Source organism: Hymenobacter taeanensis (assembly GCF_013137895.1).
Taxonomy (GTDB): Bacteria; Bacteroidota; Bacteroidia; order Cytophagales; family Hymenobacteraceae; genus Hymenobacter; species Hymenobacter taeanensis.
Window position 1 is genome coordinate 441,172 of the sequence record NZ_CP053538.1, and the last position, 25,626, is coordinate 466,797.

A 25,626-nucleotide genomic window follows, 5' to 3' on the forward strand; every position below is an offset into this window, starting at 1 on the left:
TTAAAGCCCCTCTAATTCGTGCCACTTACCCGGCCAGGGGGAGGTCAATGCAGAAGGTAGTGCCTTCATCCACCTTCGTCTCAAACCAGATAGCTCCCCCAGCACTTTCAATACCACGCCGTGCTACCGCTAGGCCTATACCAGAGCCTTTTTCCTTGGTAGTGAAGTTGGGGACAAAGATTTTCTCCTTCACTTCATCCGGAATGCCGCTCCCGTTGTCCTGAATGCAGATCCGCACCTTATCACCAGCCAGTAGCTCCAGACTGGCTACTATGTGCGCCATTCTATCAGCGGGTACGGCCTGCACGGCGTTAATCAGCAGGTTATTGAAGGTGCGTACGAGCAGGTTTTCGTCGGCGTAAACCACGTAGCGGCCTTCTTCAGCATCTGGCGGCAGCCTTACTTCTATTTTACGGTTACCCCCGCCCTGGTGCAAGGCCACGCAACGGCGCAGTACGGTGGCTACGTCCAGGCGCTCCGGCTTCATGGCGGGCAGGTTGGTAAAGGTGCTAAACGATGTGGCAATGTCCGAGAGCACATCAATCTGGGTGATGAGCGTCTGAGAAATCTTACCTATTAGCTCCTCCGTATTAGGGCGCTGCTCCTGAATGGCCTTCTGCAGAAACTGCAGGCTTAGCTTCATGGGGGTAAGCGGGTTCTTGATTTCGTGTGCCACCTGGCGGGCCATTTCGCGCCATGCCGCCTCTTTTTCCTGGGTAGCCAGCTCTTTCTTGCTGTCTTCCAGCTTCACCAACATGTGGTTGTACTCGCGCACCAACAGGCCTATCTCATCCTCTGACTCGTAGGCCAGTCGTTCGTTCTGTCCCGTCAGGGTCGTTTGTCGGAGCTTTTCGGTAATGAGCTTCAGCGGATTTGTCAGGATGCGAGAGGCCAGAAAGGCCAGCACCAGAAACAGGATGAACATCACGGTGAAGATGTTCAGGATAGTGGAAATCAGCTCGGTAAGCTTGTTATCCAGGTCCTTTTCAGAGTCGAAGAAGGGAATGCCCACGTAGCCCAGCACCGCCCCCGGCCGCCCCGGCGCTGTAGCAGTAGCGCGTAGCGGCAGGTACAACGCATTGAAAGACAGCGAGCCGGCTTGCTCCGTGAGGAGGACCCGTGGCTTACCCCCTTCCCGAAGCTCAGCCACTGCATGCGGGTTAATGAGCGTACTCAACAACCCCGACTCAAAAATCAGCGGCTGACTACTCACCAGCAGCTCACCCTGCGCATTATAAAGGTTCAGGTCGGTCTCGGTCAGCCCCGAAACGTTCTCCGCCAGCTCTACCAGATCTACCCGGCTGGCGGAGTCAGCCAGCAGGTCGCGGTTCTTCAGCAGGTTATCCTGCACGGCTTGGGCCCGCCGCTGGTATAGGCGCCGCAGGTCGCGCTTATAGGAGTTAGTTACCTGACTGGCCGTGGCAATGCTAACTACCAGCAGCGGCACGAGAATGCCTAAATTCAGAAAGAGCTGAATCTTGGTGCTGAAGTTGGTGCGCAGCAGCTCTACGTATTGCCCCCGCACCAGTAGATAGCCACCCAGGGCCACCACCCAGAAACAGGTGAATAGCAGGAATAAAAAAGAGAAGTTGGCTAGCCAATCAGCAAAGGAATAGGTGGCCGTGGTAACCACCACCACACGGTTTTGCCCCTTGGGGCCGCGCACCCCCAGGTGCTGAAACCCGTCAATTGAGAGCCCCGTGCTGTAAAGCCGTGGGTCCCGAAGTAAGGTACTTGGCAGCTGGTTTATATAGTCGAAGTTGCCCTCACTGTACACCAGCCGGTTGTTTTCGTAGCCGGCATAGCTCAACTCGGCTCCTAGGCCAGGCTGAAAATATTTCTGGTCCATAAGCAGCTCAGGCACCACACTATTGGCCGTGAGCTTTTTCAATGACAACTCCAGCACCACATGGCTAGTGTCGCCCTCGGCCATGGGCACGGGCAAAAAGGCCGCATACCTCCGGCTCACAAACGAGGTGGTACCGCGTAGCAGATAGATGTTGGGATGATCAGTGGGAACGGCTTGCTGCAGCAGAAATTCACGCATTTGCTGGAGGCTGCCGGGCATCCCTACGGCCAGGTCATTAGGCCCGAAAAGCGTTATGTTCACCTCATACTTATCAAAATATCCCCGCAGGTAATATTTGGCAACTTTCTGCCGAATAAGATCCAGGTTGATGAAGGGGCTAGCCAACATGGTGCGTAGGCCAGGGTCGTGGGCCATGTCAACTGCTCGCTCTGCCAGCAAATACTCTCCTTGCAGGTCATTATCCACCAGCAGGTTATTGGCAATGGTTTGCTTGTTTAGCAGCAGCTGTTGATCAAAGTGCTCATACAGGGCTAGTGCCCCTACGGCCGAGCTCACCCCCAGCATAAGAAAGATGAACAGATATACCTGATAGGGTAATACTGCCCCTCTGGTTTTAAGCCCAGTAATACGCAGCACCAGGAAAAACAGCAGCGTTACCCCCAGAAGAATCAGATCTATCTGCTCAAAAACCAGCCCGAACGGTAAAATCAGTACTGAGGCAAAGAGCAGGAGCGTAATACCCAAGCGCCGTGTACTGGGCCGCATAATGCTCACAAATACCAGCGAAAGCAGATAAAAGCCAATCAGGTATCCTACGGTGTGCAGCACAATGGCCAGGCACAGCAGGGCTTTAATGGAGCTGAACTGAATGCTCTGGGTGATATCGAGCACCAGCAGAGAGTTGTTGAAGCTGCTGGTATAAAAATCAAAAAGGAGCTCCAGCAGTCCAAAGAAGGTTAACACCGCTACCCCACCCACTATCCAGCGCGGCGTGCCTGCGGCGTGCTGAGTCCAGCGTAGTACACCGTAGCGCCGAAACAGCAGCAGCGTATAGTAGGCGGCCACCACAAATAGCATGGCATTCAGCAACAGGTCGCCCAGAGAAGGCGACAACCAGGAAGCTGCATACACGCGCGGGTCGAAGAGCCGCAACTCAATAAAGGAAAACGGCAGGCCCAGATACAGCATAACCGCTCTGAACAAGGCCAACGACAGGACAACCGTAGCGGCGCCTTCTACCACGCGCCCTTGGTTAAAGAACCTACGGGCCAGTTGCAGGCAAGCCGCCAAGTAAAGCCCAAACCCCACTAGCAACAAGCCTAGCGGTAAGTAACGGCCCGTAATAGGGTCTGACTGCAGGCTTTCTATGGAGAACAGGTACTTTCCATTCTCGGAGTAGATGCGCGGAAGTTTGGTGGTTGCAGTCTCTTGCACAATCTGCACCATCAGGTCACGGAACAGAGCCCGCTCTGAGCCTTCCCGTAGATATCGGTTGCTGATGCCGTACCCCATTTCCAGGGGTACGTACGTCAGAATTACGTAAGGCCCGGCCACGTGACGTATGGTCAGGAATTTGCCAAACCTCGTTTCTACTACCTTATCCTCATATACTTGGGTAGCATACTCGGGTCCAGGCCGCACAATGTGGTCTGACCAATAGAGCAGCTTCTCTCCCCGAAAAATAAACGTTGGGTACGTGGTATGGCCTACCAATGACCGAAAGCTGATGGTATTAGCGGCTACTTCCTGCGCTAAGGCTGCAGCTTCCTGGTTGGCTGTTTCTTCCGCTGATAATACCTGCTGCTGCAAGCGGGAGGCAGCTAAACGCAGTACCACCTCTGGCGCCCGGCTGTACCGGTTGCTCACATAGGCTCCAATAAAGCATAAAGCCGCCAGCAGCAATAATGGTACAGGCGAGAGACGTGTTAGCTTCAAGGTTCAGCGTAGATAGCGAGTGGCCTACCCGGTTGGGTTTAAGCGCTGATAACAAGCAACAAAAATGCCGCCCTTGGGCGGCATTTCCTAACTATGCAATTTTACCTCTGCTATGCGCCTACTACTGATAAACCTAAACGGCCCTTGCAGTGCCTGTTACTTCAAAATGAGGCAGTACTGCGGCCATGCATCAATAGCAAGCGTTGCCTTCAATAAGGCCTAGCGGTCATTCGCTACTTTTTTCTTCTTGCTGTTCCGGTACCAGAAATAGCCTACGGTGCCCATTAGTACATACGGAACGGTCATCAGGTACAAAATACCTTTATTGAGTCCGGTGGTATCATAGCCGTCTTTTTCGCTCTGCGTAGACTGCACCTGGGCTTTACACATGATGCACTGGGCTTGCACATGCAGTGGCAATACACTTAGCAGCACCCCCAGTAATACGGCTAATGCTCCGGCAAAAAGGGTCTTTTTCATCCTGTATAAAACTTTCGAAAAGAGATTAATCAGGCCTCATTGGAACTGTGCTTTCAGTACTTGGCCCGCTTCTACCACAACAACCCGGCGGCTAAACAATTCCCCACCATTAGGTATAGTACGGCGCTATCATGAAATAAACTATTACCCCCGTTACCGAAACGTACAACCAAATGGGGTAGGTCCAGCGGGCAATACGTCGGTGCTTCTGAAACTGCTCCGTCAGAGCGAAGTACAGGGTAAACAGTACCAGGCCTACCGTAATGGCAGCCAGTACAATGTGGGTGAGCAGGATGAAGTAGTAAATACCTTTGACAAGGCCTTCGCCGCCAAACTTGGTACTGGCGACCTGAGAATGGTAGGCCACATAGGATACCAGAAACAAAGAGCCCAGCAGAAATGCTATTCCCATCATGGCGCGGTGCTTGGCTACATCTTTACGCCGAATAAAGTAGTAGCCAATCATCAGGAATACCGCTGTCAAAGAATTCAGCACAGCATTCACTTTGGGCAAGGCCTTCACTTGAGCGCCCTCAATCCGAAACACCTCCGGGAAGAAGTACAGCACTGCTACTGCCACCGGGATTACTGCCCCCAGTACCGCCGCCATAACCTTGTACTTAGTGAAATTGCCGGGATTAACGGCTGAATTATTCGTGGTCATAGGTGTAAAGCAACACTTCAATTTCGGTCATCAGCCGATTGATTTCCTTCTCGCTGGTGCCATCGTAGATGCCCCGTACGCGGTAATCTTTATCAACCAGAAATACCCGCTGACTGTGTGGTAATTGGCTACTCGCGTCAGCTGCAGGCGTTAATCTAAACTCCTGCGTAGCCAGTTTGTTCAAGCTCGTTTTGTCGCCCGTCAGAAAGAACCATTTCCCGGCAATAGCCCCGTACTGTTCAGCATAACGCGAGAGTGCTGCCACCGAATCCTGCGTCGGATTAATGCTGAATGACGCCATTCGTACGCGAGGCTCACGCCTAAACTTTTCCTGCACGCGCATCAGTTGCGTGTTGAGACGCTGATAATCGGCGCTGCTGGTCTCAAAGAAGCTTGCCACGTAAAGGCCCTTATCTGCCAGCTCCGCCTGCGAAACTTCCCGCCCAGATTGTGCCGGTAAACGGAAGTCACCGATTTGGTGAAAAACAGTATCGCGCTGCCACGTACCTTCCACCTGCGTGGAATCCACGTGGTCGGGCAGGTAAGTCGGCAGCGCGTAACGGTTAGTTCCGAAGCTTTTTAGAAACAAAAAAGCCAGAACCGGAACCAGCAGAATAAGGCCCAATACCAGTGTCTGTCTGGGCCTCATTCTTTATGAAACGATATTATCGACGGCAGCACCAATAGCATTACCTTCTGTAACGAGTGCTACCAGCAGCCAAATCAACAAAGCCATCGGAATCAGAATGGTCCAGATCAAGCCCTTGGTCTCATGCTTCAGGTGCATGAATTCGGCCACAATGAAAAAGGCCTTAAAGATCGTCAGGATGATGAAGATCGAGTTGCGCAGCGTGCTGGGGTCCATGGCAAACACGAATACGAATTCAAGTGCCGTGATACCAACCAAAACAAAGAACGTCTTCCAGATCCAGCCCGTGTTAGGCTTCGGAATTTCTCCAACGTGCGCGGGAGCTGTGTTTACGTGATTAGCCATTGTGGTAAGGAAAATCAAAAACCCAGGTAACTATCCGACCCGCAAGTCAATACTTACCTGGGAATACATGAAAATTAAACGAGGTAGAAGAAGGTGAATACGAATACCCACACCAAGTCTACGAAGTGCCAGTACAAGCCTACTTTCTCCACCATTTCATAGTGGCCACGCTTTTCAAAGGTACCATTGGTGGTGGCAATGAAGCAGTATACTAACAGGCAAACACCTGAGAATACGTGAGTGCCATGGAAGCCCGTAATAAAGAAGAACAGGTCAGCGAACAGCACGGGGCCATACTGGTTCATGGCTAAGTTAGCACCGAAGAAACGCGTGCCATCGGCCATAATAGTAGGCTCCTCATGACCACCAATGAAGTGGCTCCACTCCCACGCCTGTGAGCTGAGGAAAGTAGCCCCAAACAAAATAGTCCAGAGCAACCATTTCTGCACATCAGCCTTATCCATACGGTGGCCAGCCTCTACGGCTAGTACCATCGTCACCGAGCTAAAGATCAGGATCATGGTCATCAAGGCTACAAAGCCCAGAGGAACATCCATACCATGCAGGCCAGGGAAAGCGTTAAACACCTGATCTGGAACTGGCCAATAGTCAGTGGAGAACTTAAATGCGCCGTGAATCTTTTCGTCAAACGCAGCATAGCGGTGACGGATCAGGCCATAAGTGGTCAGGAAGGCGGCGAACGTGAAAGCGTCCGACAGCAGGAAGAACCACATCATCAGCTTGCCATAGCTGGCTTTGAAGGGCTCGTTCCCTCCGTCCCAGGTGCCGGTGCGCGGCTTATCCAGGGCGGAATCAGGAATCGTCTGCGTCGTGGAAATGGTGGACATAGCGTGCGGGGGGTTGACGAAAATCTAGTGGTTCAAAAGTAGGAACAAATACAGGTACAACCAAAGCGCCCCAAGGAAGTGCCAGTAAATGGTCACGTTGCCAATAGAGAGCATTTGACGGGAATGCACCTGATAATTAAAGCTTTTACGCAGCACCACCAGTAAAAAGATGAGGCCCGTAATCAAGTGAAATCCGTGTACACCGGTTAATACATACAGAAAAGAGCCGGAAGGGTTGGCATCAGTGCCCCCAAAAAATATCCGGTTATCCACAAGTTGTCCCCACATTGCCCACTGACCAGCCAAAAACGCTATTCCAAGCAGGAAAGTCAGCAGCAGCCCCGTACGAGCCTGGGTAATTTCGTCTTTGCGGGCGGCAAACCAAGCCCACTGCATAGTAGCCGAGCTTACCACAATGATGCAGGTAGTAATCAGGAAACCCGCCGGCAAATCAAATTCCAGCCAATTGCCCTCCTCGCGGCGAACAATATAAGCACTGGTATAAGCAGCGAAGATCATGGTAATGCTCACCATCATGAGCCAAAGCAGGAACCGCAGCGGATGAACTCCAGTGGCGGGCTGCTTACTAGTTAAAGCTTCTGCAGGATGCATAAGGTTGTTGTGTTAGAAAGTACCAAAGAGGAGCCTAGTAGGTCTCTAGGCCTGCTATTTGAGAACAAATAGCCGCTTGGTTTTGTGCACATTCAGCACGTTGTCGCTGGCTTTATTTCGTATTGCTTACGCTCATGGCCACAGGCTATATCCTATCCAGAACGAGCGCAATCTGTACAATGGGTAAATACAAAAAAGAGCCAAACATGATACTCATAGCCGCTTTTTTGCTGACTGTACGCATCAGGTAAAACGTTTGCATCAGGAACAACACTCCACAAATGGCAGCTACCATCGGATACGTTGTATTCGTCATGCCGAAATAAAACGGCAGCAGGCTCAACGGTATCAGAACCAGCGTGTATGTCATGATCTGAAAAGCAGTCCGTAAGTCCTTCTTTCCTGGCGTAGGCAGCATTTTGAAGCCTGCTTTCTTGTAGTCGTCGTCTAATACCCAGGCAATAGCCCAGAAATGGGGAAATTGCCACATAAACTGAATGCCAAACAGAATCCAGCCTTCCACCCCCAAGTATCCCGTAGCCGCTACCCAGCCTATCAAAGGTGGCAGCCCACCTGGAATAGCTCCTACTGCTACGCAAATGGGGGAAATAGTTTTGAGTGGTGTATAAATAAAGCCGTACAGAATCAGTGAAACCAGTGACAGGGCCGCTGCCAACGGATTAAAGAAATACGCTAGCAGCCCTAGGCCTATCACTCCCAACACCACGGTAAAAACCCAAGCTTCCGTAACCGACAGTACGCCCATGGGTAAGGGTCGTTTTGCCGTACGCTTCATCTGCTTATCAAGCTCAATCTCAAAAATCTGATTGATTGTGTTAGCAGACCCTGTCACTGCTAGGCCACCCACCATAACCAGCAGGGCCTTACCCCAATCAAGCTCATGGGCTCCCAGCAAATACCCGATAGCGCTTGAAAAGGCTACTGTCAGCGCTAGCCGGAACTTGATTAACTGAAAAAACGCCCTGGCTTTACTCATCAACTGTACAAACAAGTGGCCGGGCAAAATGCACCCGGAACGGGGCCGCAAAGTTACGCAACAACGGCCGGAATAGCGGTCTGCTGCTGCAATTTAGTAGCCCGTCGGTAGTCAATAAGCGCAACAAACTGCGCCCCAAATAACAATGTGGCAATTGTAAGATGTACTGGCTGCACTATAGCAGGGAAAGAAAAGTATGCTAACGTAACTCCAGCTACAATCTCTAATCCAATGCAAGCCAGCACAGCCGTAGCAAGTACGTGTAGCCTACGCGAAGGCAATAAGTACAACCGGTAGGCCAGGTAAACATTTACAAGTAGCAGAAGGGCTGAAAACGTGCGATGGAAACGAAAGGTACCACCAAGCTGGCTCACCCACTCTGCCCGGTTCAGATAGTTATTGCTGAAGGCCACCATATCAATTTGCTCACGTACCTGAGTCCCCAGCACAATTTGCCCGAAGGTGAGCAGTATTGCCACCCATAGCCAAGCCGTGAGCCCAGGCACGGGGCGTACTGGCTGTAATAGTTCCTGGGCTCTTTGCGAACGGTCAACCGCATAGATTAACAACGCTACAATCAACAGCGCCAAGCCCATGTGAATGGTTACCATGATGGGCAGTAGATTCGTTGACACTACCAACGAGCCTAGCCAGCCTTGTACACCCGTAAGAATAAAGGATGCGAAGGCTAGCCAAAACACCGCCCTGTCTCGGTTCCAATAGGGCGCCGCAAACAGCACCGTCAGAAATACAAAAACACCAATCAGCGCTCCTACTAACCGGTTAATATATTCAATCCAGGTTTTGACTGGGTTAAAATCCGTTTCGATGTATTGGGTAGGATGGACAAAAATATCACCTGCCACCTGATGGAAGCCCAGGCGCTCCAGCTTATTTGCTAGCTTTTTGTTTTTCTCTACTCGCTGCGCAGTATATACCTCTTTATAGTTTGCGGGGAGCTGACTGACATCTGTTGGGGGCACCCACGTGCCAAAGCATTTAGGCCAGTCTGGGCAGCCCATCCCAGAACCAGTACTACGTACTATTCCACCAACTAGAATTAGCACATAGACTGCCACCACAGTCAAGATTCCTACAAAACGAAAACGACGAACGTAATCTAAATCAGGCATTTTGAAGAGGATCAATTTATACTTAGCAAACAATCTCACTCCATCATTTGCTTCACCAGACGAAAAAAAAGCCAGCTCCGACTAGTCGGGGCCGGCCTTTAAAAAGAAATGGGCCGCTGTAGGTACGGCGGCCCATTTCTTAAACTAGTGCCATTCGGCTACTACTCCATCTCCTTCTCGTAAGGCAAGTTCGAAGACTGCGTTTGTGAGTAAGGAACGTTTTGCGGAATGAAATCCTCAGCAGCACCAGGCTTGCTATAATCATAGGGCCAACGGTGAACGGCTGGGATAGCACCAGGCCAGTTGCCGTGGCCAGGAACTACTGGTGTAGTCCACTCCAGCGTAGTGGAGTTCCATGGATTCTCGCTAGCACGACGCCCCCGGAAGATGCTGTAGAAGAAGTTGAAGACAAACACAAACTGGGCGAAGAATGCCAGAATGGCCGCCACCGAGATGAATTTGTTCAGGTTGGCAAACTGGCTGAAAGTGTCAAAACCAGTCCAAGCATAATAACGGCGGGGGAAACCAGCAATACCTACATAGTGCATCGGCAGGAAAACGAGGTATACCCCGAGGAACGTCAGCCAGAAGTGAATGTACCCTAGCTTCTCGTCTAGGTGGCGACCGAACATCTTAGGGAACCAGTGATATACACCGGCAAACAAACCAAAGAAGGCTGAGCTACCCATTACCAAGTGGAAGTGAGCTACCACGAAGTAAGTGTTGTGCATCTGAATATCGAGGGCAGCGTTACCAAGAACAATACCTGTCAGGCCACCAGCAATGAACAGCGATACAAAGCCAATAGAGAACAGCATAGCCGACGTGAAACGGATGTTACCGCGCCACAGAGTGGCCAACCAGTTGAAAGTCTTTACAGCCGATGGTACTGCGATGATCAGCGTCAGGAACATAAACACCGACCCAAGGAAGGGATTCATGCCAGTCACAAACATGTGGTGAGCCCACACAACGAACGACAGCAGAGAGATACCGATCAGGGAGCCAATCATTGCGCGGTAGCCAAAAATTGGCTTACGCGAATTGGTTGCCAGAATTTCCGAAACCATACCCATGGCAGGCATAATTACGATGTACACCTCAGGGTGACCCAGGAACCAGAACAAGTGCTGGAACAGGATAGGCGAACCACCCGTGTTAGGCAATGCCTGACCAGCAATGTAGATATCCGAAAGGAAGAACGAAGTACCGAACGAACGGTCAAAGATCAGTAGCAGCGCTGCTGAGAACAGCACGGGGAAGGCCAGCAGGCCTAGAATAGCAGTGAGAAAGAAAGCCCAAATAGTAAGGGGCAACTTGCTCATGCTCATACCCTGGGTACGCAGGTTAATAACTGTAGTGATGTAGTTTACACCACCTAGCAGCTGCGACACGATAAACAGTGCCATCGAAACCAACCATAGGGTCATACCAGCTCCCGAACCGGGAATTGCCTGGGGCAATGCACTCAGTGGAGGGTAGATTGTCCAGCCAGCAGCAGCAGGTCCTGTCTCAATGAACAGGGAAACAAACATGATTACGCTGGAAATAAAGAAGAACCAGTACGAGAGCATGTTCATGAAGCCCGAGGCCATATCGCGGGCACCAATCTGCAGCGGAATCAGGAAGTTGGAGAACGTACCCGATAAGCCGGCCGTCAGCACAAAGAATACCATGATGGTACCGTGCATCGTCACCAAAGCCAAGTAGAACTCAGGATTCAGCTTACCAGCTTCAATCCACTTGCCAAGTACAGGCTGAAGCCACTCAAATGTGGATTCAGGCCAGCCTAGCTGTAAGCGGAACAAGCTTGAAAGCGTACCACCGATAATTGCCCACAGCATACCCGTAATCAGGAACTGTTTGGCAATGGTCTTGTGGTCGGTGCTAAATACGTACTTCGACAGAAAACCTTGCTCGTGGTGCTCGTCGTGGTGCGTGTGCTCATTGTGCGAGATACCAGGCTCGGTTACACCGGCCCCACCCTGCACTTGAGCTTGATTAGAAAGATTAGCAGCCATATGAGAAGCGTGCGTTTAGAGAAAATTAAAGCGAAGCATTAGCAGCAGGTACTACTGCGGCGGCAGGAATTGCCGCTGCTTTGCTAGCTAACTTATTCGTCTTTTGCTTAAAGCTAGCCAGAATATCTGGGTTCTGCTCCGAGAAAGACTTCTGCTGAGAGAACCATGCAACGTAGTCATCTGGTTCGTCTACTACAATGTTTAGTTTCATGGCGAAGTGTCCCCGACCGCAGATCTGGTTGCAAGCCAGTTCATAGTTGAATTTCGGATTACCCGTTTGAGCACGCATCTCATCCGTAGTCTTGGTTGGAGTAAACCAAAACTTGGTAGGCATACCAGGAACTGCATACATCTGCACACGGAAGTGTGGCATGTAAACAGCGTGCAATACATCGCGTGAACGAATGCGCAGCAGCACGGGGTGGCCTTTAGGTACGTGAATCTCGGGAGCAACAAAGTCATCTAGGCCACTCTGGTCGCTCAGGTCAAAACCAAACTCGTTGGTAGCATCAATCAGACGATAATTTACCACACCCAGCTTTTGGTCGCGACCAGGGTAACGAACCAGCCAGTTGAACTGCTTACCCATTACCTCTAGTACGACTGCATCCTTAGGAGCTGGACCCATAATACGAGACCACTCTTTCCAACCAGCGAATACTAGGCCTGCCATTACAATGGCGGGAATCAGCGTCCAAATGATTTCAATTTTGTTGTTATGCGGGAAGAAGAACGCACGGCGACCTTCTTTGTGCTGGTACTTATAAGAGTACACAAACAGCAGGATATGCGTGAGAGCAAACACGATGCCCAGGATGATCATAGTCGTCCAGAACATCCGCTCTGTGGCATGACCGTGTACGGAGGCAATCGGAGGGTTCATCTTGTCGAAGTTGTCAACAAAAGACCAAATGAAAGCCGCTCCCCCCCTACCAAAAAGAGAAGAAAGAGGATAGCGTTAACACGGTTACTTACTCCTACTTCGCGCGTTGTGCTACCCGAGAAGATGGAGGTCAGAATCTGGAGACGGAACAGCAAGCCGAAAACGACTAGCAGCAGCGCCAATACCAGAAGAATACCAAGTGCAGTCATGAGAAAGGGGTAAGCTGAAACTGTTAGAGATTTGAAGAGGGAAACAGGACTTTGAATTCCCTGCTCCCCTCCTCTCACTACTCATGTCTATGATTAGGTCGTATGGTGCACACTTTCATCCAAGAATGGATGGTGAACTGGCACCAAAGAGGCCTGTGATAGGCGTTTGGTCATCAAGAGTAAGAAGGAACCTAGGAATACCAAGGCTGTTCCAATCTCTATGATAAACCCATTCTCAGCCTGCATAGTTGCTGGCATGATCATTAAATAAAAGTCAAACCAGTGGCCAATCAGAATGGCAACACAGACGATCTTTAACATGATCATCTGACGCTTCGCATCCCGTGTCATAAGAACAAGGAAAGGGAAAGCGAAGTTGATGAATAAGTTAAAAAAGAAGATCCACGTGTACTGACCATTGAAGCCGCCCAGACGCTGATTGTAGTAAACAGCCTCTTCAGGAAGGTTGGCGTACCAAATCAGCATGAACTGCGAGAACCACACGTAGGTCCAGAAGATGCTGAAGCCGAACATAAACTTACCTAAGTCATGCAGATGGCTTTCTTTGATATAGGGCATATACCCAGCCTGCTTCAGGAATATTACGCACAGTGTAGTTGCAGCAATTCCCGATACCCACCAGGATGCAAACACGTACCAGCCGAACATGGTTGAGAACCAGTGAGTGTCAATTGACATTACCCAGTCCCAGGCCGACATAGAAGAAGACACTGCGAAAAGCACTAAGAATAAAGCCGAAGCTGTAATGCTCTTATGGAAGTACTCAGTGCCGCCATTCAAATCTTCTTCTAGAGACAGGTTGCGCAGCTTATTAGTAAATACTACCCAGATGATGATGTACGAAATCGTACGAATCAGGTAAAAAGGTATGCTAAGGAAGCCAGACTTGCCTGCGATGATAGCATCATAGTTAGCATTACCCTTTTCCATGATACCTGGCAGAGTCCAATGGAAGATATCGTGGTTAAATAATCCTATGAAAAAGATTACAACCATCAGAATACCACCGGGCAGTACCCAAGCGCTGAGGGCTTCGTTGATCCGCTTAATTAAAACAGACCAGCCAGCGTAGGCCACATATTGGATGGCCATAAACACGGTTCCAATCACAGATACTCCTGTGAAGAAAACGTTATTGTGCCACAGGCTGACAATGAAACGTTTCAACCAGACAGGGCTACCATGATGGGCTGTGCCTTCATGACCTGCCGTGCTATGCCCGCCAGCTGCAGCATGAGCGGACACCGCACCTTCATGGTGTTCTGCACCAATGCCTAAAGCAGCTACAATCAACCCAATAGCCAGCAACACTACGCCGGCTACGATGATGGTAATAAATCGTTTACGTGCATTCGGCGAAACCTCCAGGTATTCAGCCGTCACGTTTTCGTGATGGGTCAGAGTTGCCATATTGAGTTAGTTCGCCGTTCCGTTACGTGCCTTGTCACCTTGAGCAGGAGTAGTAGAAGCCTTACCGGCTTGAGCCTCACCTACTGGGCTTTGATTTAAAGGCTCAGTGGTTTGTGCTGTGTCAGTAGCCGAAGCGCCTTTAGAAGCCAGAAAGTCAGTTAGCCCATCAGGACCTTTGCCGAGTTGTAGTACACGTACATACATGGCAATCTTCCAGCGTTCTTCTGGGTTTACCTGAGAACCATGTGGCATCATACGGCCCTTGCCCCACTGAATTACATGGTAGATGTGGCCCTCGTTCATGGTTTTGTAAGCACCCGTCGAGTAGTTAGGCACCCCCTTGAACTTTACTCCAACTGGACCCTGACCATCACCTTGTTCACCATGGCAATGTTGGCAGTTACGAGTATAAAGAGTCTGGCCTTCTGCCAAATTAGCTTTAGTGTAAGCAAAAGGCTCGTTCAGAACCTTCTCAGCTATACCAATGCTATCCTTACCGATATGCGTGAAATAGTTGAGCTTACCGCGGGGCACTGTACCGATGGCAGGAGTCCGCATGTTCAGGCCCATTGGGTTCACCTTATTGGCGCTTTCCTGCTTCAGCGGCTCGTAAGGAATTGAGTAGTACATCTCCGGAGCGTATTCCACTCCTGGATCATCGGCGCGGTTGCAAGCGGTGGTGAACACCGATGCCAGCAGTACCGCCGACGCTTGCAGAGTTATTTTCAGCGAATGCGTCATTAGAACTTAGACATTTCTTTTTGGTTCACCTCCGAAGCACCATTGTCACGCAGCAGCTGAGACAGTTTAGTCATGTCAGTGTTTTCATTCACTTCAATGGCCATCACAAATTTGTCGTCAGTTGAGCGTACGTCCAGTACTGGTGTTTTCCAACGTGGATACAGCTTGCTGATGGTATAAAAGGTAATTACCATACCATGGCAGCAAAAAAGTACCGTTAGCTCAAAGGATACAGGGATGAAAGCGGGTAACGCAATGTGTGGTTTACCGCCAATGATCATTGGCCAGTCAAAGCCCAGTGTATAAATCTGTAGCCACAGGGCGAAGCACAAACCAGTCAGGCCGAAAAAGAAAGCCGCAATTGGTAACCGCGAACGTTCGATACCAAGAGCATCATCGATGCCGTGGATGGGGAACGGGGTAAAGACCTCGTAGATTTTGACGCCCGCTTCACGGACGTTCTCAACAGCGTGCAACAGCACGTCTTCGTCGTCGAAGATGCCGAGGGCGAAGCGCTTAGTCATGCTTATCGTAGTTTACAGGAGCCGAAGCCGGAACCCCGTGGGTGGAGGTTTGATGTGTCGTGGGAGCATGATGAGGATCATGGCCAGTATAAGTTGGGCCATTATCCACTGTGTACTTCAGCACCGACTTCACTTCTGCCATGTTGATTACCGGGAAGAACTTGGCAAACAACAGGAACAAGGTGAAGAACAGGCCTATCGTACCCACATAGATGCCAATATCGATGATAGTAGGCGAGAACATTGCCCAGCTCGATGGCAGGTAGTCGCGGTGCAGCGAGGTCACGATAATTACAAAGCGCTCGAACCACATACCAATGTTCACAATGATCGACAGGATGAAGGTCAGTGGAATGCTGTAGCGCACCCGACGAATCCACACCAGCTGCGGCGTAATTACGTTACAGGTCATCATCGACCAGTAAGCCCACCAGTAAGGACCGGTGGCACGGTTAATGAAAGCGTACTGCTCAAATTCAACCTGAGAATACCAAGCAATAAAGAACTCGGTGATGTAGGCCACACCTACGATAGAACCTGTTACCATCATGATCTTATTCATGAGGGCAATGTGCTCAATGGTTATATAGTCTTCCAGTTTGAATACTACCCTAGTGATAAGCATCAGGGTAAGTACCATAGCAAAGCCCGAGAAGATAGCACCTGCTACGAAGTAGGGAGGAAAGATAGTCGTGTGCCAACCTGGAACCACTGAGGTTGCAAAGTCCATCGATACGATAGTGTGTACCGAAAGTACCAGTGGCGTAGACACACCAGCCAGGATCAGCGAAACGGTTTCGTAACGTGACCAATGCTTAGCGGAGCCTTTCCAGCCCATGCTCAGTAGCGAGTAGGCCACTTTAGCAATTGGACCCTTAGCACGGTCGCGGATGGTAGCGAAGTCAGGAACCAGACCCGTGTACCAAAATACCAGCGATACGGTGAAATAGGTTGAGATGGCAAACACGTCCCACAGCAGCGGTGAGTTGAAGTTTACCCACAGCGAACCAAATGTGTTCTGAAGAGGGAACACCCAGTAAGCAAGCCACGGACGGCCCATGTGCAATACTGGGAACATAGCGGCGCAGATTACGGCGAAGATCGTCATAGCTTCTGCAGCGCGGTTGATAGAAGTCCGCCACTTTTGACGGAACAGCAGCAATACTGCTGAAATGAGGGTACCAGCGTGACCAATACCTACCCACCACACGAAGTTGGTGATGTCCCAGGCCCAGCCAACAGTTTTATTGAGTCCCCATTCACCGATACCATACCAAAGGGTACGATATACGGAGTAGAAGAATACGCCGAGAAGAACAAGGGCGACGCTCAGGGCGGCCATCCACCGGATATTGGGGGCGGCTTCAACCTGGCGACACACGTCCTGGGTGACGTCATGGTACGTTTTCCCCCCGGTTACGAGCGGCTCCCGTACAGGCGATACGTGCTGCATATGTTTAGACTTAAAGGAGTAAACGGGAAGGGCTATCTAGCACTAGGCCACCTGGCCCTCCCCTATGGCTCTGTTTCTAGGCGTTACGAACTTCTGATTCCGTGTTACGAATCTTCGTCAGATACGTGACGTTTGGCTGAACATTGATCGAATCAAGCACGTGGAAAGCACGCTCTCCATCTTCACGACGCATGATTTGCGCAATGCGGGAGTTAGGATCACGCATGTCACCGAATACAATGGCTTGGGTGGGGCAGGACTGAGCACAAGCCGAAACAATCTCACCATCCTGAGGACGACGCTTTTGCTTCTTGGCCTCCAGCTTACCAAGCTGAATCCGCTGTACGCAGAAAGAGCACTTCTCCATTACACCACGAGCGCGTACTGTTACATCGGGGTTCAGCACCATCCGGCCGAGGTCAGTGAACATGTGACCGTTCACTGTTTCGAACTTCTCATTAGAGTAGTACGAGAACCAGTTGAAGCGACGAACCTTGTATGGGCAGTTGTTAGCACAGTAACGAGTACCAACGCAACGGTTGTAGGTCATCTGGTTGAGACCTTCCGAGCTGTGAGTGGTAGCTAGTACCGGGCACACCGTTTCACAGGGAGCGTGGTTACAATGCTGACACATAATGGGCTGGAAAATCACCTTCGGGTTGTCTGAAGGGTGCTCCATGGCTTCGTAAGTATCCAACTTGCCCTTGGTCTCAAAATCCTCTTTGTGGGCATCAGAGCTGTAGTAGCGGTCGATACGGATCCAGTGCATTTCGCGCCGGTTGAGCACCTCTTGCTTACCCACAACTGCAACGTTATTCTCCACTTGGCAACCGATTACACAGGAACCGCAGCCAATGCAGGAGTTCAGGTCAATTACCATCCCCCAGTGGTGGTTCTTGTACTCGTAATCTTGCCACAAGGAAACCTTGTTGGGCTTTTGCGGCCCATCAGGAGTAGAGATAGTCTCGTACTCCGTTACGTCCTTGGGATCTTTAATATAGTCAGCCAGCGAAGCCTCTTGTACCACAGCCTTACGGTCCATGATAGTGTGGTGAGTCTGGGTCTGAGCAATTGGTGATTTAGCTTCCGTGTCCTTAATGTCAACTCCATTTGTGTAGAGAATAACATCGTTACGCACAGCGGAGAGGGGCAGTACGTTTGCACCTACCCCATCAGCTACTTTGCCAGCATTGGTACGGCCATAACCTAAGGCAATACTTACAGCACCATCAGCCTGACCTGGCTGAATTAATACGGGCAGCTCGATAGTTTTACCGTTAGCGCTAACCTGCACTACATCACCCTGCTCCCATTTACGTTCAACCGCCATTTTGCGGGGTACTGCAACGTAGTTGCCCCAAGTAGCTTTTGATACCGGATCAGGCAGTTCTTGGAGCCAAGGGTTGTTAGCATAAATGTTTGCACCACTACCAACACCTACTTTCTCGTAGATAGTAAGCTCAATGCCTGATGGCTTGGGAGCTGATTTAATAGCTGCAATAGCACTAGTTACATCCAGTGCTGGTGCCACTCGGGCAGCAGGTGCTGGTGAAGCTGTACCGAGAGCCACGCCATCGTGCACAGCTTTATCCCATGCCTTTTGAAAGTTACCACCTAGAACGCCCTTCCACTGATTGCGGAGGAAATTGTAGTAGGTTGTTGGGCTTCCGGCCCAAGCCAAGAGGGAATCCTGAGCTTGGCGAGTAGCGAACAAAGGCGTTATCACTGGCTGAGCTAAGCTCAAATAGCCGCGCTTTGGCTCGTAGTCGTTCCACGACTCCAGGAAGTTATGATCGGGCACAGCGTATGTGCACAAAACACCTGTTTCATCTAAACGGTCGTTTAGAGAAATGGTAGTCTTGACTTTCTTGATACCGGCAACCACCTGTTCAGCCAGAGGATGGTCATAGGCTGGGTTGGCATTATAGAAGATAACAGCGCCTACTTGGCCACCATTCATCTCGCGTACTAAACGAGCCATACGCGCATCATCTCCCTGACGGATCATGGAAGGGTTAGCAGCATCTACAGCCGTTGAGCCCAAAGTCTGGTTGATAGCAGCAACAAGCGTTTGAACAGCCGGGTCGTTAGAGCCCGATACCACCAGCGCTGCACCACGAGCATTCTTTAGCTCCTGAGCGGCTTTAGCTAGTTGCTTGCTACTGTCATTATAGCTGGAAGCAGAGCCTCCACCCACAATAGCGTTGTACAATGCCAGCACTACTTCACCTTGCATTGAAGGCTTCACAGACACCCGCACATCGGCGTTAGAACCCGTTAGAGTCAGAGCCGACTCGAACTGGTAGTGGCGCGACATATCGCGCTTTTCACTAGAAACCTTACGGTTTGTGATGTACTGCTGAGCGTACTCTACTGGCGAAAGCCAAGTACCTAGGAAATCAGCGCCTACGCTTACAATTACACGCGCTTTGCTGAAATCATAAGAGGGCAATACCCCACCGTTCGCCTGCACTAAGCCCGATGCCGAATTTACATCGTACATCACATGCTCGGTGCTTGGGTAGCGGGAAGCAAACTCAGCAATTACCTTCTTGGTAGAGGGGCTGATGATTGTGGGGGAAACAATGGCAATCTTACCAGCGGTGCTAGCGAGAGCAGCACGGATTTCCTGATCAACCTGATCACGATCAGTCTTTACGTGCTCATTGCCTTTTTTAACGGCAAAGTGCTGCAAACGACCACCATCATATAGGCTCAAAACAGCTGCCTGCGCGCGTGCCGACAAACCGCCGCGTGTGATAGGGGATTCAGGGTTGCCCTCAAACTTGATTGGGCGGCCTTCACGGGTTTTCACCAGGATGCTGTTGTAATCCTGGCCAATAAAAAACGTGGAAGCATAAAAGTTTGCAATTCCTGGATCTACCTCTTCTGGTTTGTTGAGGTACGGAATTGCCTTTCTGATGGGGGTTTCGCAGCTGGCGAGGGTAGCGGCGGCAATGCCGAAGCCCATGAGCTTAAGAAAGTCGCGGCGGGGGGCCACCGTGGCATCCGAAGCACCATGAGCTTCCTTCACCGGCAGGAAGTCTGCAAACTCCGTGAGTGCATTCTTCATGAACTCCGGTGAGTTCTCCAGTTCCTCAATTCCCTTCCAGTACTTAGGCGACTCTTGCATTTGTTTAGGGGACTTAGGGTCTTGGGGACTTGGGGTTTCGGCTTTGTTGCCCCGCTTAGTCCGCAAGTTTAAAGCTTAGTTAAAGGCTTAAGGCTTCTTGATTCAAGAGCCTAGGCTATTGTAGTTAACAACCTAGGCTCTTGAGACCTGACTGACCTGTTAGTAGTGGCACTTCGAGCACTCGGTGCCGCCATTTGACGATACGGTGAAGGGGACTGCACCATTCTTGGCGTCATGAAGCTTCACGAGGTTATCGTAGTAGGCATTGCCTTTCGTGTTCAAAGGAGTTTCGCGATGGCAGTTAATGCACCAGCCCATAGTCAGAGGAGAGTACTGATATACTACTTCCATATTCTGGATAGGACCGTGACAGGTCTGGCACTCGATGCCACCTACTTGCGTATGCTGAGAGTGGTTAAAGTAAGCTAAGTCAGGCAGGTTATGAATACGAACCCACTGAATTGGCTGCTTACGCTCGATTGCGCGGTAGATCTTTTTGATTTCGGGAGACTCCGTTTTGATCTGCGAGTGGCAGTTCATACAGATGTTAGCCGAAGGAATGTTGGCTGACTTGCTCTTGTAAACCGAAGTGTGGCAGTATGCGCAGTTGATCTGGTTCTCGCCAGCGTGCAGCTTGTGCGAGAAGGCAATGGGCTGCGTAGGCTGGTAGCCTTGCTGCAGGCCTACACCCATAGCACCCTGCACTGATTCGTAGAGGACTGCTAAGACGAAGACAATACCAACGATAGCACGTACGGCGGTTGATTTGTAAATCTTAGAGTAATCAAAGCGCTGCTCAATCACTTCAACATCACGGCCGTCGAGGTCTTTACGACCGCGAAGAACGTCCTTCATAATGTTGGCAATGATAACCAGCGTTACTACCAGTACGATGAGAACAACTACCAATACAATAAGTAATATGTTCATGTAGCTTCCAGCACCAGCTCCATCTGCTCCAGGAGTTTCGGCACCATCACCTGGCGTGATATTAGTACCTTGATTGTTTGCTACAGCGCCGGGCTTACCACCTTCTTGTGAGGTTACCCACGCTACGATAGAGGTGATTTCCTGATCAGAAAGCTGGAAGCTAGGCATTTGCTGCTTACCGTACTGGTTGAACAGCTTTACAGCATAATCATCACCGCTGGCAACAACTTTGCTGGAGTTCTTAATCCATGGAATAATCCAGGACATGGGACGGCGCTTAGTAATACCCGCTAAAGCAGGACCTACTACTACCTCGTTTACGGCATGGCACTGAGCGCAATTACCTTTAAACAGGGCATCGCCGGCCGCAATAGCGGCAGCATCGCCACCACCAGCGGCGGGGGCAGTGGCTGTAGCAGGAGTTGCGCCAGCCGTAGCGTCGGGCGCTACACCTTCCTTACTCACGGCCGGAGCCGAACCAACCGTTTGTGCCAAGGCTTGACCATAAGCAGCAAACGTCAGAAACAGAGCAAGAAGGAGGTGGGGAAGGGAACGAAGTCGGATGCTATTCATAGCACAATTTGACGGGAAAAAAGAAACGCGGGGGTGCTCCAAGGCCACAAATGTAGGTCGGGAAACGCAGAGAACAAACCCGTTTCTGCTAATTTTCGCCCTTTGCAGTTGTCTAGAATTAATCTAAAAAGATGCATAAGCACGGTTCCGACCAGCACTACTGACTGCTTCTGCACCTCTGCATCTTAGACCAATCTAACTTCTCTCCTACTCCTATATAATTAGCGCTACTCCCCTTATTAAGGACTTAAACTCCAACTCAATAATTGGCCAGAAGGTTTTGCCGGTTGAGTATCAATTGTTTGCTGAAAGCAGGGTAAGGAATTATTTCTCCTTAATAGTATAGTAACGACCCAAAAACTCATTACCTTTGCCCCCTCATTTAGTTTTTCACACAATTTTCACCCCGTCGTAATGGAAGTAAGAAATTACGAGACGGTCTTCATTTTGACTCCCGTACTGAACGAGAGCCAAGTGCAAGAGACGGTCGAGAAGTTCACTCAGGTGCTTAAGGAAAATAGCGCCGACATTATCAACACTGAAGCTTGGGGCCTCAAGAAACTGGCGTACCCAATTCAGAAGAAGTCCACTGGCTACTACTTCCTCGTGGAGTTCACCGGTTCGGGCAACATCGTAGACACGCTGGAGCTGGCTTTCCGTCGCGACGAGCGTGTAATTCGCTTCCTGACTACGGTTCTGGATAAGCACGCTGTGGCTTACGGTGAGCGTCGTCGGAAGGGCGAGATGAACCAGCAGAAAGCAAAACAATCGGAAGCCGTAGCCCAGTAAGTTAGAAAGATGAGCCTCGCCAACGAAAAAATCCACAAGCAGGATACGCGCAAGAAATATTGCCGCTTCAAGAAAAATGGCATTAAGTACGTAGACTACAAAGACCCGAACTTCCTGCTGAAGTTCGTGAACGAGCAGGGCCGCATCCTGCCCCGTCGCATCACGGGCACCAGCCTGAAGTTCCAGCGTAAAGTAGCTCAGGCCGTGGCTAAAGCCCGTCACCTGGCGCTGATGCCTTACGTAACCGACTCGTTGAAATAAGTTGTCAGTGTTTAGTTGTCAGTTGTCAGTTGCCGGTCGGGGCTTTTTGCAGTCGATCAACAACCAACAATTTGCAGCTAGCAACTCAATAAAGACATGGAAGTAATTCTGAAAGACGACGTTAAAGGTCTGGGCTACAAGAACGACACCGTTACTGTAAAGCCTGGCTACGGCCGTAACTACCTGCTCCCGCAGGGTCTGGCTATCCTAGCCGACAAAACCAACAAGAAAATTGTAGCCGAGAACGTACGTCAGGCTGCTCACAAAGCTGAAAAAGTGAAAGCTGATGCTCAAGCAGTAGCTGACAAAATCGGTGATGTGGTACTGGACATTCCTGCTAAAGTGGGTGAAAGCGGCCGTATCTTCGGTCGGGTCACTACGCTACAGTTGGCCGACGCACTGAAAGCTAAGGGCATCGATGTAGACCGTAAGCGTCTCTCGTTTGACTCGGAGCCCAGCGCAGTTGGTGAGTACACCGCTTCAGTTGATCTGCACCGCGAAGTAAAACACAAAGTACGCTTCAACGTAGTAGCTGAATAAGCTATTCCGCTTACATCTGAGAAAGCCCGGCTGCTTGAGTAGCCGGGCTTTTTTTTCTCACCGGTAAGCTGTGAGAGTTTACTTCATCGGGCTTCAAATATTTCTATTTAATGGTGTTTGTTCCCTAACCAACGTACTCATGTATAGTTGCGTGATTTTGGTTGAACGAACGATGTTAAGTAGGTTGCCTGTCCGTTGGCCGTTTTAGGGCCGTATCAAGGAGAAATGTTTCGTACTGAATTACCCCTTACGCCTCATCCACAACAGTTGCCGCACTCTGCGCGGGTACTGACGATAGGCTCGTGCTTCTCAGATTCGATTGGAAATCGGTTAGCAGATTTTAAGGTGGCAACACTGGTAAATCCTTTTGGTACTGTTTTCAATCCGGTGTCAGCGTGCAAGTTGCTTCGGGCAGCCGCCGGCGAAGACATGGACTGGCAGCAGCACCTCGTGGAAGCGCGTGGCCGCTGGCAGAGCTACGACTTGCACGCGACCCTGGGTGCCGACTCCCCGGTTGACCTGTTGCAGCGCATCCAGAGCATAGTGCGTGATACGGGTGTATTCCTGGCCACGGCTGATGCCGTAGTGCTAACATTGGGGACGGCCTACGCTTACCGCCTGCGCGAAACGGATGAAATTATCAGCAACTGCCATAAGGTACCAGCCGAGAAATTTGATAAAGAGCTGCTGACAGCCGATGAAATTATTGCGGCCATTGCGGAAACACACGCGTATTTGCGGCGCATAAATCCTCGTTTGCGCTTTATCCTGACGGTTAGCCCAGTGCGCCACTTGAAGGAGACCTTGCCTCTCAGCTCGGTAAGCAAATCCATGCTGCGTGTAGCGTGCCACTATCTGAGCGAGCTGTTACCGGATGTTTCTTACTTCCCGGCTTACGAGTTGCTAGTAGATGATCTGCGGGATTATCGGTTCTATGCTTCGGATATGCTGCATCCTTCAGATGTAGCAGAAAACTACATTTGGGAGCGGTTTACCCGCACTTATCTTGACACAGCTTTCGGCCGGTTCAAGAAAGAATGGGAAAGTATCCGGCAGGCACTAGCCCACCGGCCCTTGCACATTGCGGCACCCGAGCACAGGCAGTTTTTAGAAAGCACTCTCGCCCGTCTGCAACGCCTCAGCGCGCAGGCCGATGTTCGGATGGAGCTGCTACACGTTGAGAGAGAACTAGCGGCTCTCCCCCTGCCCCCTCCCCCACCAGCCCCAGAGCCGGAGGAAGAAGACGAAGATGAGTACCAGGATGAAGAACAGCTAGAGGAAGGCGACACTGCCCGGGCAGAGCTGCTCAGCCAAGGCAGTGGCCTCCTCATTGAGGCAGAGGATGCGGCTGAGCTCGAAGTAGCTGAGCCCGATTCAGAAGAGGCCTATGAATCGGCCTACTCTGGTGTAGACTTGGAGTATGCCACTGATGAAGAACTAGCAGAGGAAGAAGCTGATGCCATTGCCCAGGATGGTGAAACTCCTGTGCGCAAGAAAAAGCGTCGGTCGCGGGGTGGAGCTAAGCGCAGTAAGCGCAAGGCAGCACGCTTGGCGGCCGAAGCTGAAGCCAGTATCGCCGTTACGGCCATAGATGCCTCGCTTGAGCAACCCACTGTTGAGCAGGCGACAGAGACGGAACCCGACTCAGAACCGGCCCCCTTCACAGAAGGCATTACCTACATCTCCGAGGCTGAGTTATTTGGGAAGATGAACAGGCCTAGCACGGCTGAAGTAGGAGAACCTGCCTTGCAGGAGGAGCCCTCCCTCGCGACTGAGGAGGCCCCGGCAGCTGATGCTGAAGCTCCAGACGCGGCTGAGTCAGGTGGGCGTAATTCCCGTCGTAACAGACCACAGCGAAAAGGCCGGCAGCAGGAGCGAGAACCACGCCGGGGCACCCGTCCCGCGCTGTATGCAGTTCCTCATACCGAGGATACGGCCTCCACTGATCCGGAAGTGACGCCTACCGCGGAGCAACGCCCTTCTGTAGCTGTAGAACCTACGCCCTCCCCTTTGCCCGCGCTTACCTCGGAAATGCCCGGCGCTGAAGAATCATCGGCTTTGCTTAAAAGCCGCTCTCGTAACCGGGGAGGTGCCAGCCGCAACCGTGGCAACGCCGCCCAGAGCCGCGTGGCCGCTGCGGCAGAGTCTGCGGCCGCTGCGGCGCCACAAAGCGTAGCCCCTGCTCTTGATACGCAGGGTGAAGCGGTAGAACCTAGTGCCGCGCCGGAAGCACCCGCTCCTGCCTCAGCTACCACGCCAAAGCCACGGCCGAAGCGGGCGCCGCGCAAGCCAGCAACAACAGCCACTTCTCAGCCAGAAATAAGCACCCAGCCTGCAGCGGCAATTACCCCAGAGCCTCAAGCACCAGAAGCCGCCCCTGCTCCCAAGAAGCGCCCCCCCCGGAAAGCCAAAGCTACCCCAGCACCGGAACCACCAGTTGTTGCGGCTGCTCCTGAAAACGTAGCGCCAGCGCCAAAGGCCTCAAGAAGCCGCAAAAAGGCCGCTAACCCAGCGCCAGAACCCGGTGCGGCAACTCCCGAAGCTAAGGCTCCGGCCCCCAAGCGTGCTAGGCCACCCCGCCGCAAACCTACTCCTGGCTCGGGAACAGAGCCTAGCGAGTAAAGTGGCCTAGCCTCTGACTTTATGCATGATATTATAAAACCCG

21 protein-coding genes are annotated in these 25,626 nt (G+C 51.2%); 4 read left to right on the forward strand and 17 right to left on the reverse strand.

The window, feature by feature from the left end:
- Positions 1-25: 25 nt before the first annotated feature.
- The 17 genes from HMJ29_RS01870 to HMJ29_RS01950 form a co-directional block, all read right to left on the reverse strand.
- A complete protein-coding gene (locus tag HMJ29_RS01870; protein WP_171589892.1) occupies positions 26-3,676 on the reverse strand; it encodes a sensor histidine kinase in 3,651 nt (1,216 codons plus the stop codon).
- A gap of 288 nt (positions 3,677-3,964) precedes the next feature.
- The gene (locus HMJ29_RS01875) at positions 3,965-4,225 is read right to left on the reverse strand and encodes a hypothetical protein (protein WP_171589893.1); all 261 of its coding nucleotides are present in this window, start codon (positions 4,223-4,225) and stop codon (positions 3,965-3,967) included.
- 109 nt (positions 4,226-4,334) lie between these two features.
- Positions 4,335-4,889: a DUF420 domain-containing protein gene (locus HMJ29_RS01880; protein WP_171589894.1), complete on the reverse strand. Its 555-nt coding sequence runs from the start codon at positions 4,887-4,889 to the stop codon at positions 4,335-4,337.
- The gene (locus tag HMJ29_RS01885) at positions 4,876-5,538 is read right to left on the reverse strand and encodes an SCO family protein (RefSeq protein ID WP_171589895.1); all 663 of its coding nucleotides are present in this window, start codon (positions 5,536-5,538) and stop codon (positions 4,876-4,878) included. Before HMJ29_RS01885 ends, HMJ29_RS01880 begins: the two co-directional genes overlap by 14 nt.
- Positions 5,539-5,541: 3 nt before the next feature.
- Positions 5,542-5,883, reverse strand: a complete 342-nt coding sequence (locus tag HMJ29_RS01890) for a cytochrome C oxidase subunit IV family protein (RefSeq protein ID WP_171589896.1) — start codon at positions 5,881-5,883, stop codon at positions 5,542-5,544.
- Between the two features lie 74 nt (positions 5,884-5,957).
- A complete protein-coding gene (locus HMJ29_RS01895) occupies positions 5,958-6,731 on the reverse strand; it encodes a cytochrome c oxidase subunit 3 (protein WP_171589897.1) in 774 nt (257 codons plus the stop codon).
- A 24-nt stretch (positions 6,732-6,755) separates the two neighbouring features.
- On the reverse strand, positions 6,756-7,343 hold the full coding sequence (locus HMJ29_RS01900) for a cytochrome c oxidase subunit 3 (protein ID WP_171589898.1): 588 nt from the start codon (positions 7,341-7,343) through the stop codon (positions 6,756-6,758).
- Positions 7,344-7,488: 145 nt separating this feature from the next.
- Positions 7,489-8,340, reverse strand: coding sequence for a heme o synthase (cyoE, locus tag HMJ29_RS01905; RefSeq protein WP_171589899.1), 852 nt, complete (start codon positions 8,338-8,340; stop codon positions 7,489-7,491).
- Between the two features lie 53 nt (positions 8,341-8,393).
- A complete protein-coding gene (locus HMJ29_RS01910; protein WP_244678708.1) occupies positions 8,394-9,512 on the reverse strand; it encodes a COX15/CtaA family protein in 1,119 nt (372 codons plus the stop codon).
- A gap of 122 nt (positions 9,513-9,634) precedes the next feature.
- Positions 9,635-11,494 (reverse strand): cytochrome c oxidase subunit I, encoded by a 1,860-nt coding sequence (locus tag HMJ29_RS01915; RefSeq protein WP_244678709.1) that lies wholly within the window; start codon positions 11,492-11,494, stop codon positions 9,635-9,637.
- Between the two features lie 25 nt (positions 11,495-11,519).
- Positions 11,520-12,377, reverse strand: a complete 858-nt coding sequence (locus tag HMJ29_RS01920) for a cytochrome c oxidase subunit II (protein ID WP_317240821.1) — start codon at positions 12,375-12,377, stop codon at positions 11,520-11,522.
- A 302-nt stretch (positions 12,378-12,679) separates the two neighbouring features.
- Positions 12,680-14,017 carry a quinol:cytochrome C oxidoreductase gene (locus HMJ29_RS01925; protein ID WP_244678710.1) on the reverse strand — a complete coding sequence of 446 codons (1,338 nt, stop codon included), beginning with the start codon at positions 14,015-14,017 and terminating at the stop codon, positions 12,680-12,682.
- A gap of 6 nt (positions 14,018-14,023) precedes the next feature.
- On the reverse strand, positions 14,024-14,758 hold the full coding sequence (locus HMJ29_RS01930) for a c-type cytochrome (protein ID WP_171589900.1): 735 nt from the start codon (positions 14,756-14,758) through the stop codon (positions 14,024-14,026).
- Positions 14,758-15,282, reverse strand: a complete 525-nt coding sequence (locus HMJ29_RS01935) for a DUF3341 domain-containing protein (protein ID WP_171589901.1) — start codon at positions 15,280-15,282, stop codon at positions 14,758-14,760. Before HMJ29_RS01935 ends, HMJ29_RS01930 begins: the two co-directional genes overlap by 1 nt.
- Complete coding sequence (nrfD, locus tag HMJ29_RS01940; RefSeq protein ID WP_244678711.1) at positions 15,275-16,735, reverse strand: NrfD/PsrC family molybdoenzyme membrane anchor subunit; 1,461 nt, start codon at positions 16,733-16,735, stop codon at positions 15,275-15,277. Before nrfD ends, HMJ29_RS01935 begins: the two co-directional genes overlap by 8 nt.
- A gap of 76 nt (positions 16,736-16,811) precedes the next feature.
- Positions 16,812-19,868 (reverse strand): TAT-variant-translocated molybdopterin oxidoreductase, encoded by a 3,057-nt coding sequence (locus tag HMJ29_RS01945; RefSeq protein WP_171589902.1) that lies wholly within the window; start codon positions 19,866-19,868, stop codon positions 16,812-16,814.
- Positions 19,869-20,027: 159 nt separating this feature from the next.
- Positions 20,028-21,371, reverse strand: a complete 1,344-nt coding sequence (locus HMJ29_RS01950; protein ID WP_171589903.1) for a cytochrome c3 family protein — start codon at positions 21,369-21,371, stop codon at positions 20,028-20,030.
- 414 nt (positions 21,372-21,785) lie between these two features.
- Here HMJ29_RS01950 and rpsF point away from each other — a divergent pair, with 414 nt between their 5' ends.
- The 4 genes from rpsF to HMJ29_RS01970 all read left to right on the forward strand — a co-directional run bounded on the left by rpsF (position 21,786) and on the right by HMJ29_RS01970 (position 25,583).
- The gene (gene rpsF / locus HMJ29_RS01955) at positions 21,786-22,160 is read left to right on the forward strand and encodes a 30S ribosomal protein S6 (protein ID WP_135432176.1); all 375 of its coding nucleotides are present in this window, start codon (positions 21,786-21,788) and stop codon (positions 22,158-22,160) included.
- 9 nt (positions 22,161-22,169) lie between these two features.
- Positions 22,170-22,421, forward strand: coding sequence for a 30S ribosomal protein S18 (gene rpsR / locus HMJ29_RS01960; RefSeq protein WP_045687822.1), 252 nt, complete (start codon positions 22,170-22,172; stop codon positions 22,419-22,421).
- A 96-nt stretch (positions 22,422-22,517) separates the two neighbouring features.
- Positions 22,518-22,961 (forward strand): 50S ribosomal protein L9, encoded by a 444-nt coding sequence (gene rplI / locus HMJ29_RS01965; protein WP_171589904.1) that lies wholly within the window; start codon positions 22,518-22,520, stop codon positions 22,959-22,961.
- A 225-nt stretch (positions 22,962-23,186) separates the two neighbouring features.
- Positions 23,187-25,583: a GSCFA domain-containing protein gene (locus tag HMJ29_RS01970; RefSeq protein WP_171589905.1), complete on the forward strand. Its 2,397-nt coding sequence runs from the start codon at positions 23,187-23,189 to the stop codon at positions 25,581-25,583.
- Positions 25,584-25,626: the final 43 nt, after the last annotated feature.

Coding starts and splice junctions, on each gene's coding strand:
- HMJ29_RS01950 (WP_171589903.1), bottom strand. CDS start 21,371: ATGAATAGCATCCGACTTCGTTCCCTTCCCCACCTCCTTCTTGCTCTG.
- nrfD (WP_244678711.1), bottom strand. CDS start 16,735: ATGCAGCACGTATCGCCTGTACGGGAGCCGCTCGTAACCGGGGGGAAA.
- HMJ29_RS01925 (WP_244678710.1), bottom strand. CDS start 14,017: ATGGCAACTCTGACCCATCACGAAAACGTGACGGCTGAATACCTGGAG.
- HMJ29_RS01920 (WP_317240821.1), bottom strand. CDS start 12,377: ATGAACCCTCCGATTGCCTCCGTACACGGTCATGCCACAGAGCGGATG.
- rpsR (WP_045687822.1), top strand. CDS start 22,170: ATGAGCCTCGCCAACGAAAAAATCCACAAGCAGGATACGCGCAAGAAA.
- HMJ29_RS01900 (WP_171589898.1), bottom strand. CDS start 7,343: ATGCATCCTGCAGAAGCTTTAACTAGTAAGCAGCCCGCCACTGGAGTT.
- HMJ29_RS01895 (WP_171589897.1), bottom strand. CDS start 6,731: ATGTCCACCATTTCCACGACGCAGACGATTCCTGATTCCGCCCTGGAT.
- rplI (WP_171589904.1), top strand. CDS start 22,518: ATGGAAGTAATTCTGAAAGACGACGTTAAAGGTCTGGGCTACAAGAAC.
- HMJ29_RS01935 (WP_171589901.1), bottom strand. CDS start 15,282: ATGACTAAGCGCTTCGCCCTCGGCATCTTCGACGACGAAGACGTGCTG.
- HMJ29_RS01970 (WP_171589905.1), top strand. CDS start 23,187: ATGTTTCGTACTGAATTACCCCTTACGCCTCATCCACAACAGTTGCCG.
- HMJ29_RS01930 (WP_171589900.1), bottom strand. CDS start 14,758: ATGACGCATTCGCTGAAAATAACTCTGCAAGCGTCGGCGGTACTGCTG.
- HMJ29_RS01885 (WP_171589895.1), bottom strand. CDS start 5,538: ATGAGGCCCAGACAGACACTGGTATTGGGCCTTATTCTGCTGGTTCCG.
- HMJ29_RS01945 (WP_171589902.1), bottom strand. CDS start 19,868: ATGCAAGAGTCGCCTAAGTACTGGAAGGGAATTGAGGAACTGGAGAAC.
- cyoE (WP_171589899.1), bottom strand. CDS start 8,340: ATGAGTAAAGCCAGGGCGTTTTTTCAGTTAATCAAGTTCCGGCTAGCG.
- HMJ29_RS01875 (WP_171589893.1), bottom strand. CDS start 4,225: ATGAAAAAGACCCTTTTTGCCGGAGCATTAGCCGTATTACTGGGGGTG.
- HMJ29_RS01915 (WP_244678709.1), bottom strand. CDS start 11,494: ATGGCTGCTAATCTTTCTAATCAAGCTCAAGTGCAGGGTGGGGCCGGT.
- HMJ29_RS01880 (WP_171589894.1), bottom strand. CDS start 4,889: ATGACCACGAATAATTCAGCCGTTAATCCCGGCAATTTCACTAAGTAC.
- rpsF (WP_135432176.1), top strand. CDS start 21,786: ATGGAAGTAAGAAATTACGAGACGGTCTTCATTTTGACTCCCGTACTG.
- HMJ29_RS01890 (WP_171589896.1), bottom strand. CDS start 5,883: ATGGCTAATCACGTAAACACAGCTCCCGCGCACGTTGGAGAAATTCCG.